Annotated in this window: 14 protein-coding genes and 1 tRNA gene; 5 read left to right on the forward strand and 10 right to left on the reverse strand. The window is 42.3% G+C overall.

Annotated features, from left to right (window positions below; translation table 11 throughout):
* The first annotated feature begins 32 nt into the window (after positions 1-32).
* The gene (locus tag ACQEXU_RS16600) at positions 33-497 is read left to right on the forward strand and encodes a low molecular weight protein-tyrosine-phosphatase (RefSeq protein ID WP_427011656.1); all 465 of its coding nucleotides are present in this window, start codon (positions 33-35) and stop codon (positions 495-497) included.
* A 16-nt stretch (positions 498-513) separates the two neighbouring features.
* Here ACQEXU_RS16600 and ACQEXU_RS16605 read toward each other — a convergent pair whose 3' ends face one another.
* The 3 genes from ACQEXU_RS16605 to sodB form a co-directional block, all read right to left on the reverse strand.
* On the reverse strand, positions 514-1,188 hold the full coding sequence (locus ACQEXU_RS16605) for an SDR family oxidoreductase (protein ID WP_427011657.1): 675 nt from the start codon (positions 1,186-1,188) through the stop codon (positions 514-516).
* A 182-nt stretch (positions 1,189-1,370) separates the two neighbouring features.
* Positions 1,371-1,880 (reverse strand): VC2046/SO_2500 family protein, encoded by a 510-nt coding sequence (locus ACQEXU_RS16610; RefSeq protein WP_367986993.1) that lies wholly within the window; start codon positions 1,878-1,880, stop codon positions 1,371-1,373.
* Between the two features lie 132 nt (positions 1,881-2,012).
* A complete protein-coding gene (sodB, locus tag ACQEXU_RS16615) occupies positions 2,013-2,597 on the reverse strand; it encodes a superoxide dismutase [Fe] (RefSeq protein WP_427011658.1) in 585 nt (194 codons plus the stop codon).
* A gap of 272 nt (positions 2,598-2,869) precedes the next feature.
* Here sodB and ACQEXU_RS16620 point away from each other — a divergent pair, with 272 nt between their 5' ends.
* Complete coding sequence (locus ACQEXU_RS16620) at positions 2,870-3,205, forward strand: Grx4 family monothiol glutaredoxin (RefSeq protein WP_367986991.1); 336 nt, start codon at positions 2,870-2,872, stop codon at positions 3,203-3,205.
* A gap of 86 nt (positions 3,206-3,291) precedes the next feature.
* Entirely contained in the window at positions 3,292-5,232 is a 1,941-nt protein-coding gene (locus ACQEXU_RS16625) for a DNA topoisomerase III (RefSeq protein WP_427011659.1), read from the forward strand.
* A 42-nt stretch (positions 5,233-5,274) separates the two neighbouring features.
* Here ACQEXU_RS16625 and ACQEXU_RS16630 read toward each other — a convergent pair whose 3' ends face one another.
* Together ACQEXU_RS16630 and ACQEXU_RS16635 are read right to left on the reverse strand one after the other, a co-directional pair.
* Entirely contained in the window at positions 5,275-5,481 is a 207-nt protein-coding gene (locus ACQEXU_RS16630) for a hypothetical protein (protein ID WP_367986989.1), read from the reverse strand.
* Between the two features lie 132 nt (positions 5,482-5,613).
* Positions 5,614-6,300 (reverse strand): SDR family oxidoreductase, encoded by a 687-nt coding sequence (locus ACQEXU_RS16635; protein WP_427011660.1) that lies wholly within the window; start codon positions 6,298-6,300, stop codon positions 5,614-5,616.
* 262 nt (positions 6,301-6,562) lie between these two features.
* On the opposite strand from ACQEXU_RS16635, the gene ACQEXU_RS16640 reads away from it, so the two are divergent.
* On the forward strand, positions 6,563-7,510 hold the full coding sequence (locus tag ACQEXU_RS16640) for a histone deacetylase family protein (RefSeq protein ID WP_427011661.1): 948 nt from the start codon (positions 6,563-6,565) through the stop codon (positions 7,508-7,510).
* Positions 7,511-7,512: 2 nt separating this feature from the next.
* Here the strand turns inward: ACQEXU_RS16640 and ACQEXU_RS16645 are convergent, their stop codons facing one another.
* Positions 7,513-9,408 carry an acyltransferase family protein gene (locus tag ACQEXU_RS16645; RefSeq protein WP_427011662.1) on the reverse strand — a complete coding sequence of 632 codons (1,896 nt, stop codon included), beginning with the start codon at positions 9,406-9,408 and terminating at the stop codon, positions 7,513-7,515.
* A gap of 225 nt (positions 9,409-9,633) precedes the next feature.
* On the opposite strand from ACQEXU_RS16645, the gene ACQEXU_RS16650 reads away from it, so the two are divergent.
* On the forward strand, positions 9,634-10,113 hold the full coding sequence (locus tag ACQEXU_RS16650; protein WP_427011663.1) for an NUDIX domain-containing protein: 480 nt from the start codon (positions 9,634-9,636) through the stop codon (positions 10,111-10,113).
* Positions 10,114-10,155: 42 nt separating this feature from the next.
* Here ACQEXU_RS16650 and ACQEXU_RS16655 read toward each other — a convergent pair whose 3' ends face one another.
* From ACQEXU_RS16655 to grxC, 4 genes are all read right to left on the reverse strand, one after another.
* Positions 10,156-11,958 (reverse strand): cation:proton antiporter, encoded by a 1,803-nt coding sequence (locus ACQEXU_RS16655; protein ID WP_427011664.1) that lies wholly within the window; start codon positions 11,956-11,958, stop codon positions 10,156-10,158.
* Between the two features lie 258 nt (positions 11,959-12,216).
* Positions 12,217-12,307, reverse strand: a tRNA-Ser gene (locus ACQEXU_RS16660).
* Between the two features lie 295 nt (positions 12,308-12,602).
* On the reverse strand, positions 12,603-13,088 hold the full coding sequence (locus ACQEXU_RS16665; protein ID WP_427011665.1) for a YkgB family protein: 486 nt from the start codon (positions 13,086-13,088) through the stop codon (positions 12,603-12,605).
* Positions 13,089-13,116: 28 nt separating this feature from the next.
* Positions 13,117-13,386, reverse strand: a complete 270-nt coding sequence (grxC, locus tag ACQEXU_RS16670) for a glutaredoxin 3 (protein ID WP_427011666.1) — start codon at positions 13,384-13,386, stop codon at positions 13,117-13,119.
* Positions 13,387-13,448: the final 62 nt, after the last annotated feature.

The following is a 13,448-nucleotide window of genomic DNA, read 5'->3' on the forward strand; positions in this document are numbered from 1 at the left end:
TTCGCTATGCGTTTAAATATGGATTGACTCAAATGAAAGGAAAGAAAAAAGTATCTATTTTGGTGGTATGCATGGGCAATATTTGCCGCTCACCGACAGGCGAGGCTGTGTTACGTGCAAAAGCGAAAGAACTCGGTATCGATGTAGAAATCGATTCGGCTGGAACCATCGGTTATCACGCAGGCAATCCACCTGATCCGCGTTCTAAAGCTGCTGGTGAGCTAAGGGGGTATTCTTTTAAAGGAATTCGTTCAAGGCAAGTTGTTCCACAGGATTTTGAAGAGTTTGATTTTATTTTAGCGGCAGATCGTGCCAACTTAGACGATCTTAAAGCAGATTGCCCATCACACTTGCAACACAAGTTATCTCTGTTTCTTTCTCATGCCGCGTCAGATTATGAAGAAATCCCTGACCCATATTATGGTGGAGATCAGGGATTTGAATTAGTGCTCGATTTAATTGAAGAGGCATCAATGTCATTGCTTCGTCGCCTCTAAAATCTGATTTCGTGATTTATGCGGCCATCACCCGGCCGCTAAAATAGTCATTGGAAACGATGTACTCTGTATTACGGATCAGTTCATCTTGAATTTCTGCCCACTTAACCTCTTCATCTTGCAAGTTAAGGGAAGGGATCACGCCACCAACACGAATGTTGAAAGGAGTGAGTTCCTTAGCCCAGCTTTGAGTAAAGCCTGCAACCATTGATGTTGCGTTATCAAACCCTGAAAGATCGTGATAATCCTCATGGGAGATCACATTCACTATTACACCTTGCTTTTTCTCCAATCGCATCCTTTCAGCTGTTGCCTGACCAAAGGTGAACAGAGTGCTGGCCATATTCGAAAGTTTTAGGGTAAAGGCTAAGGCGGATTCAGTGTTGTGATCAAGAATTCGCGGCATCGGATTTGCGGTGAGACTGTTGATCAGTACGTCCGGTGAATGCTGCAATTCTCGATCGATAAATTCGAACAACTGATGAATCGATTGCAACGAATAATCTTTGATGGCGTATTGATATACCTCTTCAGAGACACTTCGGCAGTGTTTAAAATTCATTTTTAGTTGGCTTGAGCTTTTATCACATAGGATGACTTTGGCTCCGAGTGAAGCAAAATGCATCGCGAGAGTGCCTCCTAACAGTGAACCAGCGGAAGTTATTAATATTACGGCTTTTTTTATGTCCATAGCATCCTCTCGCGTTTCTTCCCTGTCCTCAATATGTCCACATATCATGGTTGAATAGCTGTGTTTTAGGTGTGAATAAGCTCAAATAACTTGTGCATGAACTGCGAATTAATGCAATTATTTGCACTTATTCACATAAACTCGATTTGCAATTGAATAAGTATGAAGAAATGAGACGAATATCAGGCCTGAGCTTGAATATGGAAGCTACGTTGTGCGCTCACTAGTTGATTGTATAAATCTGCGGGAATAACAGTGCGGGGCTCTTTCTCTGCTAGGTGGCGACGTTGGTGGCCAGATAGGTTGTGATAAACTTCTTCAGGGAGATTAAACGTTTCTTCTGGCATGTATGCGAGTACTTCAGGTGCCAAATAATGGTGAAGTTTTGCGCCGGGTAAACCGCTGTTGTGAAACAGTTCAGCTTGCTTAGCGGAAACTGGGTATGACTGTTGATCTGAACGGAGTTGCTGTGGTGGTTGTAGCTCGAAACGTTTTCGTAACAGCTGCTCAGTAGTTTCCTGCTCATCAACTAATTCGACGGGGGTGTTATCACGAACGTCATCAGAAAACATCGACATAATCAGAGAAAAATCAGCACGGCGTCCTTCGTGCACGGCATGGTTGATACCGTTACCGAACTGAAGTTCGCTAATGATGCTGGCTTTATCTAGAGTATGAATCTGAGTTTGCATGTTTCCTCGCTTGATGCCTATGTATCGACACAGTGATGAGGAACTTGAGATTAAATACCCGATAGAAAAGAGAAAAGCCAGCTAAGTGCTGGCTTTTTAATCGACTAAATCCAAATCCTAAAGGAGAGGGAATTATTTCGCTAGGTTTTCTGCAACGAAGTCCCAGTTAACAAGTGCCCAGAAAGCATTCATGTAGTCTGGACGAACGTTACGGAAGTCGATGTAGTAAGCGTGTTCCCAAAGGTCAACAGTTAGAAGTGGAGTAGTACCTTCTTCTGTTAGTGGCGTTGCTGCGTTAGAAGTGTTCACGATGTCTAGAGAACCGTCCGCCTTCTTAACTAGCCAAGTCCATGAAGAACCGAAGTTGTTGATTGCAGAATCAGTGAACTTCGCTTTGAACTCTTCGAAAGAACCGAATGCTGCGTTGATTGCGTCTGCAACTGCGCCTGTTGGTTCACCACCTGCATTTGGTGCTAGGCAGTGCCAGTAGAACGTGTGGTTCCAAATTTGAGCTGCGTTGTTGAATACACCACCAGTCGAAGTTTTGATGATTTCTTCTAGTGTTTTGCCTTCGAACTCAGTGCCAGGGATCAGGCCATTTAGCTTCACAACGTAAGTGTTGTGGTGCTTACCGTGGTGGAAATCTAGAGTTTCAGCTGAGATGTGTGGTTCTAGCGCGTCTTTCGCGTAAGGAAGAGCTGGTAGTTCAAATGCCATTGCTCGATTCTCCATTATGTATGAAAGAGTTGGACTCTTTCCGATTGCTTCCAAATGTTATTATTTGATGCTCGGCTTTCTGGCCCAGCACTGTCAATTTGACTGACTTGCGCTACAGTTTAGCAAGTTTTTACTTTATTAAAAGATAGAAATGTAATTTTATATATGAAATTTCTTTATGGCATAAAACCATACAGAATCTAAGTTTTTTTATTTTTGCTGAATGGTTTAATATGTCGGGATACTTGCAGTAACTCCATTAAGAGGAAGCAATGGAAACTATTGATAAAATCAAACAGCAAATCGCAGAGAACTCGATCCTTTTGTACATGAAAGGTTCACCAAAACTTCCTAGCTGCGGTTTCTCTTCTCAAGCGGCGCAAGCCCTAATGGCATGTGGCGAAAAATTTGCTTACGTTGATATTCTTCAAAACCCGGATATTCGTGCAGAGCTACCGGCATACGCACAATGGCCTACTTTCCCACAACTATGGGTTGAAGGTGAGCTAATTGGTGGTTGTGACATCATCATCGAAATGTTCCAAAAAGGTGAGCTTCAACCATTAATCAAAGAAGCGGCAGCTCGCACAGCATCTGATGAAGAATAATACTGTTTAAATTTACAGTTTTTCTTGATTTCTAAGGGCCACATTCGATAATGTGGCCCTTATTGTATCTGTATAACCACTTGTTTATGTCTCGTCTGTTTATTGCCGAAAAACCAAGCCTTGGCCGCGCGATTGCTGCTGCACTTTCTGGGCCAAAGAAAAACGATCAAGGATTCATACGTTGTGGTAACGGTGATGTGGTTACTTGGTGCATTGGTCACTTGCTAGAACAAGTTGAACCAGACGCTTATGACGAGAGATACAAAAAGTGGAATATGGCTGACTTGCCTATTGTTCCAGAACAGTGGCAGCTTCGTCCGAGAAAATCCGCCAGTAAGCAGCTCACCGTGGTTCGCAAGCTCTTAAAAGAGAGTTCGCAAATCATTCATGCGGGAGACCCTGACCGAGAAGGACAATTGCTGGTTGATGAGGTGTTGGATTATTGCAAAGTCAGTAAAACCAAAAAAGAAGCCACCCAAAGGCTCCTGATCAGCGATCTTAACCTACCTGCGGTAAAACGTGCGCTAACGCAAATGCGCAGCAATCGTGATTTTATTCCACTCTCCGTTTCGGCATTAGCACGCTCTCGTGCTGATTGGCTGTATGGTATGAATATGTCTCGTGCCTATACCTTACTTGGGCAAAAAGCGGGTTATCAAGGCGTGCTGTCGGTTGGACGAGTCCAAACACCGGTTCTGGGGCTGGTGGTTCGTCGTGATGAAGAAATAGAAAATTTTATCCCCAAAGATTATTTCACAATTCATGCGCTGATCCCTTATCAAGACGGAAGTTCATCTTTTGACATTCGCGCACGATGGAAACCAAGCGAGGCGTGTAAGCCTTGGCAAGATGAAGAAGGGCGGATACTCAATCGAAAACTGGTGGAAAATGTTGCTAGTCGAATTGCCAACCAACCTGCGAAAGTAGTGGAGTCAGAGCAAAAACAAACAAAACAGTCTGCGCCGTTACCTTATTCCCTCTCGGCGTTGCAAATTGATGCTGCTAAACGTTTTGGCATGAGTGCCCAACAAGTATTGGATACATGTCAGGCATTGTATGAAAAACACAAATTGATCACTTACCCACGCTCAGATTGTCGCTATTTGCCATTAGAGCATTATAGCCAAGCGGCAAGTGTGTGTGATGCCATTAACAATAACGCGAAAGAGCTGAGTGGTGCAGTTAATGGTGCGAATTTAACGCTTAAATCGAAAGCTTGGAACGACAAAAAAGTGGACGCGCACCATGCGATCATTCCGACTCCAAAAAAAGCGGCGATGAATGGCTTATCTGGCAATGAGATGAAAATCTATCAACAGATCGCTAGGCAGTATTTAATGCAGTTCTATCCGCCTGCGGTTTATGCTGAAGCTAAGTTAGTGTTTGATATTGCTGGCGGTACATTCATTGCTAAAGGGCGACAACTAGTGTCGGCGGGATGGAAAGAACTGATGGGAAAGGTGGATGACGAAGATACTGGTGTTGACACCGTTCCTCCTCTTGCTGAAGGCACAGTATTAACGTGCCGTGAAGGTGAAATTAAAGACCGAAAAACAGAACCACCAAAGCATTTTACTGAGGCGACATTATTACAAGCGATGACGGGGATCGCTCGTTTTGTTGCAGATAAAGAGCTGAAAAAGATCCTCCGAGAAACAGATGGCTTGGGCACAGAAGCGACACGAGCTGGTATTCTGGATACCTTGTTTAAGCGCCAGTTACTGAAGCGACAAGGGAAAAGTATTTTGAGTAGCGAAGCCGGGCGCGGATTAATTCATGCTTTGCCAGTAGAGTCGACGTATCCTGATATGACAGCACATTGGGAGCACCAACTTCAAGGCATGGCTGAGAGAAACCACGCGTATCAGCCATTTATGCAAGCGCTTCATGAAAGAATCACGACTTTGATGCAACAAGTCAAAACAAGCCCCGTACCTGAATCATTGCGATACCTGCCCAAAGTAGAACGGCCTGCATTCAAAAAGAAAAAACGGACTTATGCGAGAAAAGGAAGTTCAAAGAAGTAGTTTGGGTTTGAGCCAGCCAAATAATTGGCTGGCTTAACATCATTATTCGAAGTCAGCCGAATTTTCTTTGATGGCAGCAATCACTTCTTGTGGTGAAAGAACGCGTTTATCCAGCTTCTCTTTCACTTTTTTACCTAGCTCAATTAATGCATCACGGTTTGCTTGAGTTTGACGTTTTTCTGCTGTTCTCAGGCAGTAGTTTAGCTCGTGTTCTTCGCTGAAATTAACGAGATCTTTATCTGCGGACATTATTGTTCTCCTTATGTAACTAGATAATGTGCATGATCCAATTTGCAACAAAATGTTCTAATTTCAATCAAGTTAACGTTATATCAGCAGAAAGTACCGAAATTACGACACATTAACGAGGCAAGCTTGAGACTACCAAGGAATCGTCTGGCCTTCATAATTTAAGAATTCACCGGAGTGTTGGATTGTCGCGTTATCTATGACTTTTATTAAACCGCTCGCAGACGTTTCAGTATCGATTAATGCATTTGGTCCACCCATCTCAGTTTGTACCCAGCCAGGGTGAAGAGCTAAAACCGTGAAGCCCTGAGGTGTAAGATCATTACTTAAGCTCTTAACCACAGAGTTTAAAGCCGCTTTTGAAGAGCGATAAATATAGCCCCCACCAGAAGTATTCTCGGTCATGCTACCGACTTTTGAAGACAAACAAGCAATCTTCTTTATCTGACTATTTCGCATATTTTCACAGAAGGACTCCACCAGTTTGAGTGGTGCAATGGTGTTGATTTCGAATACTTTTCTCCATTCATCGACATTGGTATGACCAAAACCGTACCCTTTTGGACCATAGTATCCTGCGTTGTTAATCAATAAATCGATTTGAGGAAGCTGCGATGAAAGCTTTGTTACCTCTTTATAATTGGTAATATCGAGTTGATGGCAATGTAGTTTAGGGTACTGATCAATGAGGCTCAACAGCTCGTTAGCATGAGTGTTACTTCGATAAGTTGCATGAACTTGCCAACCTTTTTCTAGATAGATTTTGGCAAGGCTAAAGCCGATACCTCGGTTTGCTCCGGTGATAAAGACAGTACTCATGGTCTAGTTCCGCTTTTTGAAATTTTCGTTATTGTCTTAATTCAAGATTACAAGGTCAATCATCAGCCAAGAAGAGATAAGCATGGTCGAAAACAGGCCGATAGCGGCTAAGCTACCGGTTAACACACCTAAAATTAGAAAAAACCGAGAAGGAGTCATAATAATACGGTTGTGTAAATGATAATTGTTAGCAATAAATCATAATTGCTATCGTTTAGCAAGCTGATAACATGCGTATAACTGAGATGTGCAATACTTTTTCATGATCCCATTAATTTACCACCCCATTTATTCTCAACTGCCGTTACCTCAAGGGCATCGATATCCAATAAACAAGTACCGACTGTTGTACGACGAAATTTGTTTGGTGAGTAAAGACAACCCTGCTTGGTGTCATACTTTCTCTTTTGTTGAGCCTTTGCCACTGACAATCGATACGGTATCTAAAACGCATTGTTCTAAGTACGTCGATGCTCTGAGTTTAGGGTTACTTCCCGCGGCAAAAATGCGTCGAATTGGTTTTCCGTGGAGTGAATGTTTGATTGAGCGAACACTGCTCTCATCAGGTGGAACCTGTTTAACAGCAGAGCTAGCTGTAGAACGTGGGATTGCAATTCACCTAAGTGGTGGCTACCACCATGCACATTATGATTTTGGCAGTGGGTTTTGTTTATTTAACGACTTGGTTTTAGCGGCAAATCATGCATTGGGCATAGATGGCGTCGATAAGGTCTTGATTGTCGATAGTGATGTTCATCATGGTGATGGGACTGCGACGTTGTGCGCAGACAATGATGACATTGTGACTTTATCTTTCCACTGTGAAAAAAACTTTCCGGCAAGAAAGCCGAACTCTGATCTCGATATTGCTTTGCCAAAAGCTGTTACCGATGATGAATATTTACCGCACTTTCGTTCTGTGGTTGAAATGGCAGTGAATATCCACCAACCTGATCTCATCATTTATGATGCTGGCGTAGATATTCATATTGATGACGAATTAGGTTATTTCAACGTATCACAGCAGGGGATCTACATTCGTGATGAATTTATGTTGAATCTTGCCAAGATGAAAGAAATACCTATTGCTTGTGTTGTCGGGGGAGGGTATCGCAGTGATCACAGAGCGTTGGTCCCGCTCCATATGCAGTTGATTAAAGCCGTGTTTCAGCTAAGAAAAAAGCCCACTACAAATGGTAGTGGGCTTTAGCGTTAGAGATACTGTTTTATTCTTGGATAGATGATGTTGTCTACAACATATTCAGACCCTTTATAGGAAAGGTGCCCATAGTCCCACACCAATGGCGTATTTTGTTGGTCGACTTTTGCCAAACAACCGTTTTCATCACAAAGCTGATTGAGGATAGAAATGTAGTCTAATTCACTGTTTTTATATTGTTTTTCAAGGTAGTCGTCGACTCTCAATAAATCTTTTTCAAAACCAATATCGTTGAATTTAGTTTCATTCAGGTCCATGTGGCGTTTAGCTATAGTCCTTGGTAGTGAAGGTTGCCATTGTGGTACAGGGCCTACTAACACAAATTTGGAGGTAACACCTTCCTGACGAAGTTGGCGAATAATTTCTAGATAGTCATTCTTATCATGTTCGTTTCGTTGAGCAAATAGAATGACTTTAGGGTTTAATTGGATAACTGCCTCATGCGCTTTTTTATTTGAGCGATCACACGCTAACTTTGCTTCTCCCATCGTACGATTATCCGATTCCAACGATGGTTGACAGCCAGAACTTGCCACTTGATAGAAGTTGTTTCCGTTAAACTCTTCTCTAAACCCATGAGCCAGTGCTTGTGAGTGAGAGTCTCCCCATACAAATAGGCCAACTTGTTTATCACTGCTCTGTGTACAGCTAGATGAAATGCCTTCAGGTTTGACATGAACACCATCAAAAAAGTTACATTCATGCCTCATTTCTTGATAGAAAAAGTCGGTGGCATAATTGGATCTTTGGTATTTATCAATTAGCTGAGCTTCTGGTGTGTTCGCTGCGTATCTCTGTTTAATATTAAGACCTTGAGTTAAGAAAATAGGTAAGCTAAGTGCAAAAATGAAGGCTGCCATCCATACGGGTTTTACACTAAATAAGCTACGCCATTGGCTAAAGGATGGAAATTTGATCGATTCGATAAATTTAAAGCTCAAGTAACCACAAAAAGTTGATAGCGGTAGTCCATATACCCACCAATTTTCGATACCAAAATAGTAGCCAGCAACTACGATTGGCCAATGCCAGAGGTAAATAGAGTAAGACCATTTACCTAGTTTTTGGAAAACGATGTTGTTAGTAATTAGACTATTTTGTCTATTGGCAGCAAGGATTAAAAATGCCCCTAATACTGGAATTGCAGCAAAATGGCCTGGCCATGGAATATCAGATGAAACCAAAGCGTAAGAGAGCAAAATGAGCATTAATCCAGCCCACTCCATCCAGCGTTTTTTCTGATCTTGTAAATTGGTTATTGGGTAAAGAAAAACAACACCACCTAACATCATCTCCCATGCGCGAGTAGGGAGTAAGAAGTATGAAGGGTCAGGCCATCTATGTGTTGCATAAACACTTAAGCCGTAACTGATGACTGAACCAATAACTAATAGACGCTTGATATTATTTAAAGAGATTAGTTTAGATAGCAGTACTAATACGATTGGATAAATAATATAAAACTGCCACTCGACAGACAGAGACCATGTGTGTAATAGCCACTTTTCGTGTGAAGAAGAAGCAAAGTATCCGGCTTCTTTCCAGTAGACGACGTTCGATAGGAAGCTAACACTGCTCGCAATATGTTTCCCGAGTACTTCATAGTCTCCTGGTGTTAGATAAAACCAACCAAAAATTAACAAAAACAAGCATAGAGTAGCCAATGCAGGTATGATTCTATTCGCACGCGCAACGTAAAATTTAGCTATCGAGAAGTCATTATTTTGAAGTCCGCGAAAGATGATTCCTGTCATCAAAAAGCCAGAAATAACGAAAAAGACGTCAACGCCAGCAAATCCTCCAGGAATCCAACTAGGTTCAAAATGAAAAAGAACCACAGCTATAACTGCTATGGCTCTGAGACCATTTATATCATATCTAAAATGCACGTTTACTCTCTCTTGGCTAACTCGATTACGTATTGCGGCGGATCATATCAGTGTGACTTTTAGAGAGGGGATGAGGCGGACGTTTTTAATGAGTATTCTATATATTGAGATGTAATCTTGAATAAGATCTTAGACGCTGGCGAAACAATTGGAACAACTTGCTATCTGTGTTTTTATATCAATAAATACACCAATGACATTGTATGGATTTAATTGAGAGTGGATATGCAACATCGCATTCGTGCTGCGGGTATTTTGATTGAAAACAACAAGATTCTGCTTTTGAAAGTCAGAGATTTTTCTGGCGAATATTGGATTCCCCCGGGTGGTGGGTTTAAAGCAACTGATATTAGTACCAAAGGGTGTTTACAAAGAGAATTTAAAGAAGAAACAGGATTAGAGATTAATGTCGGATCGCTTATTGCTGTGCGTGAGTTTCATGAAACGACATTAGAGCGATTTAACGCTGAGTTTTTTTATCACGTTGAGTCTTATCAGGGGGAGATTACGCTGAGCAACTTGAATGGGATGAATGATGAAGAGTTCATTCAGTGTATTGAATGGGTCGATTTAAATCAGCTTTCAGGGCTGCGTACTTTCCCTTCTGACATGCTGTTTATTGTGAATCAAGTGATGAGCAATCAATATAGTGAGCACCTTGGGTGTTATATCCAAGGTGCTCAAGAAAAGGTCAACCAGCTGTAGGTTGATGATGAAACACACGTATAGAGAAAATCGATTTTCTAACTAACGAAGCTCGTCTTTGCTTTCGTTCTCTTTGATCAAAGCGACAATGGTTGATCCAGCGTTAACCTCAGGTTGTTTGGCTGTGCTGAACAGCGCCACTTGATTACGGGCATCAACAACAAATAGCGGTAGCAAGAGTGCATTTTTATACTGGTTTTGATAATCCTCGAAACTAAATGCATCACTAATTTTTGTGTGCTTTATCTCTGCGCCTTGGTTAATTAGGCTTGCTAACTTTTTGTAGCTGGTAGATTCTGCAAACAAGGTTCGACCATGGCGTTGCTCTGCTGCAATATGTTTATCATTCCCTGTTTTATTGCCATTCAGCCCGTAAACACTCTGCTCACCAAACTCATTGAGGAAATGCATTCCTGCCATCACATTTAAATGCTTGTCTGGTGTCATCGCCATGACTTTACCGATACCAATTAAGTTAAGGTATTCATCGGCATGGCTCGACACAGGGTTACCATAGTAAGTCTCAAGCCCAGACATGCGCGCTTGGCTGATATAATCCCAGTTTGAATCTGTCACCACAACTCGACAATCGTATTTTTGCAGTGCTAAACCAACCGTTCTTGCCACATCGTTGGCACCTACAATCATAAATCCACGCGGCGAAGGTTCTGCAACATCGAGCATTTTAGCCATTGGTCTTGCGGAAATACTTTGTAGAACAACGGTGCCGATGATCACCATGAAGGTGAGGGGGACCAATAGTTGGGCTCCTTCGACATTGGCTTGAGTGAGTTTAATGGCGAAAAGAGAAGAAATTGCAGCAGCGACAATACCTCTAGGTGCGACCCATGCTAGGAAGGCTTTCTCTTTGAAGCTCAGTTGGCTGCGGAATGTTGAAATAAAGATAGAAGCTGGGCGAGCAATGCATTGAATCACAACAAAGAGCAATGCGGCAGCCCAGCCTAGCGCATGGAAGTCATCTAATGTAATCCGAGAAGCAAGCAATAAAAATAAGCCTGAGATCAGTAAAATAGTCAGGTTCTCTTTAAAGTGGAGGATGTGTTGGATGTTGACGTCTTTAGCATTCGCTAGCCACATTCCCATCACTGTGACGGCTAAAAGCCCGGCTTCTGATTCGATGGCATTAGAGCCTGCAAATACACCCAGTACCACAGCTAAAACAGCAAAAGGTTGAAGATATTCTGGCAGCATGTGTCTTCGCAGCACAACGGCAATGAACTGGCCAGCGAGCGCTCCCAGGATTAAGCCTACAGCAATGATGATACCAAAGACTTCAACACTGTGGACTTTACTGCTTGATACAATAAATTCGTACACAATCACGACGAATAAAGCGCCGATTGGGTCAATTAAAATTCCTTCCCAACGGAGAATATTTGCTAGTTTTGCTTTCGGTTGTACAGTTCTGAGTAGCGGCACAATAACGGTCGGCCCCGTTACCACGGTCATGCTACCGAATAACCAAGCTAAGGCCCAATCAAAGCCAAGAATATAATGCGTGGCGCAGCTAGTAATTACCCAAGTGACTAGAGCTCCCAGTGTCACAATGCTTTGGACCGTTTTGTTCACTTCTCGTATTTCTTTGAAGTTCAGCGTCAGACTGCCTTCAAATAGAATGACTGCTACAGATAAGGAAATGAGTGGGAATAAAAGATCACCAAAAAGTGTGTTAGGTTCAAACAGACCAGTAAAAGGACCAATGGTTAACCCTGCTATTAATAACAATAAGATGGCTGGAAGTTTTAGCTTCCATGCTAGCCACTGGCATCCAAGACCAAGAACACCAAGGCCCGCAAGCGTTAAGCCAATCATTTCTTCATGCATGTATTTTTCTCATCTGTAATAAGTGCTGGCGTGTTATACCAAATTTCATACAATTTATTGTGTTTTTATATGGGTTTGTAACCTAGCTTAGATAGGGATAAATGAAAACAAAAGACTCTTTTAGCGTTTGTGTGGATGATTTCAATATCGAATATAAGACAGTCTAATATGTCGTAATTTTAGGGGGATTTGATATTGATGTGGTGTTTTCATCTGAATGCAAAAAGCCCGCTAATTGCTTAGCGGGCTTTTCAAATGTGGCGGAGAGATAGGGATTTGAACCCTAGATACGCTATTAACGTATGCCGGTTTTCAAGACCGGTGCTTTCAACCACTCAGCCATCTCTCCGTGTGGGGCGCATAATATAAAGCTTTGAAACACTTGTAAACCCCTAAAGTTACTGTTTGCTTTAATAGTAAGCACATTTAGATAAATAAAGGTCTACATTAACCATTCCGGATATTTAGTAACCAGCATCCATCTTTTCTATGCTCCAGTTTGTTAGATTGGCGGTCTGAAAGCACTAAAAGAGTCAGTAGTACAAGGAAGTAACGTCATTTGCGAATGATAATGTGAGAGAGGTTTGATGTTATTTTTCTATATTTAGAACCTAGAGGGCCGTAGCTCTCTAGGTTCAGTGAGTTTAGTTATCGCGTAGAAGGGCTTTTGCGAGCAGGGATAAGGCTGCAGACAGTAGCACAATATCTTTTAATAGGAATTGTCCTGGAACGACTGATATTGCTGGAAAACCGCCGAGGCTCGCTTCGGTTACCGGTGCCGTGAACAGGAAACTCGTGGTTACAGCGAAAGTGATCGCGGCACTGGCAGCGCCAACTAGCGCAAATACTCTGTGGTAAGGGGCAAGTAATAGAGCCAGAGCGGTAGCGACTTCAACTGAACCAATCAGGTTAGAGGCGCCTTGCAAGCTAAAAGCATGGTAAAGCCAGCTAGTTAGTGGGCTTGATGCAACTAAACCTTCAATAGCACCTGCTTCGTAACCTGTAAATTTCATACCTCCAATCCATGCCAATACAATAATAATTGAGTAACGAATCGCTTGGTTGGCAAAGTGGTCAAGTGAATAAGCCCAATCGCTTTGTCTGGCTTGTGTGCTGTGAATATGATTCATAATAAATTCTCCGTAATAATCTGATTTGTTATCGGTTAACGCCTTCACGAGCCAACACCTGTTCAAAGTGTCCGTTGTGAATACTGGCATTCAAGTCTTGATTACCACCGATATGTTGAGTGCCAACAAAGATCTGAGGAACAGTCTTACGCTGGCTGCGTTTGGTCATTTCGTTAAAGAGTGAAGGTGAATCACTTACGTCGATTTCTTGATAGGCTAGCCCCATGTTCTTCAAGGTGAGTTTTGCGGCTTTGCAGTGAGGGCAGTAGTGTTTGGTGTAAAGGATAATTTGGCTCATGCTGTTACTCCGTGATGTTGGTGTAGGAGTAATTTATCGTTTGTATGAAATACTATCTATGC

This window comes from Vibrio sp. TRT 21S02, from assembly GCF_050113675.1.
GTDB lineage: Bacteria > Pseudomonadota > Gammaproteobacteria > Enterobacterales > Vibrionaceae > Vibrio.

Bases quoted from the DNA above. Each gene is read 5' to 3' on its own strand.
- ACQEXU_RS16600 (WP_427011656.1), top strand. From the start codon at position 33: ATGAAAGGAAAGAAAAAAGTATCTATTTTGGTGGTATGCATGGGCAAT.
- ACQEXU_RS16655 (WP_427011664.1), bottom strand. From the start codon at position 11,958: ATGCATGAAGAAATGATTGGCTTAACGCTTGCGGGCCTTGGTGTTCTT.
- ACQEXU_RS16635 (WP_427011660.1), bottom strand. From the start codon at position 6,300: ATGAGTACTGTCTTTATCACCGGAGCAAACCGAGGTATCGGCTTTAGC.
- ACQEXU_RS16630 (WP_367986989.1), bottom strand. From the start codon at position 5,481: ATGTCCGCAGATAAAGATCTCGTTAATTTCAGCGAAGAACACGAGCTA.
- ACQEXU_RS16610 (WP_367986993.1), bottom strand. From the start codon at position 1,880: ATGCAAACTCAGATTCATACTCTAGATAAAGCCAGCATCATTAGCGAA.
- ACQEXU_RS16665 (WP_427011665.1), bottom strand. From the start codon at position 13,088: ATGAATCATATTCACAGCACACAAGCCAGACAAAGCGATTGGGCTTAT.
- sodB (WP_427011658.1), bottom strand. From the start codon at position 2,597: ATGGCATTTGAACTACCAGCTCTTCCTTACGCGAAAGACGCGCTAGAA.
- ACQEXU_RS16640 (WP_427011661.1), top strand. From the start codon at position 6,563: ATGATCCCATTAATTTACCACCCCATTTATTCTCAACTGCCGTTACCT.
- ACQEXU_RS16620 (WP_367986991.1), top strand. From the start codon at position 2,870: ATGGAAACTATTGATAAAATCAAACAGCAAATCGCAGAGAACTCGATC.
- grxC (WP_427011666.1), bottom strand. From the start codon at position 13,386: ATGAGCCAAATTATCCTTTACACCAAACACTACTGCCCTCACTGCAAA.
- ACQEXU_RS16650 (WP_427011663.1), top strand. From the start codon at position 9,634: ATGCAACATCGCATTCGTGCTGCGGGTATTTTGATTGAAAACAACAAG.
- ACQEXU_RS16605 (WP_427011657.1), bottom strand. From the start codon at position 1,188: ATGGACATAAAAAAAGCCGTAATATTAATAACTTCCGCTGGTTCACTG.
- ACQEXU_RS16625 (WP_427011659.1), top strand. From the start codon at position 3,292: ATGTCTCGTCTGTTTATTGCCGAAAAACCAAGCCTTGGCCGCGCGATT.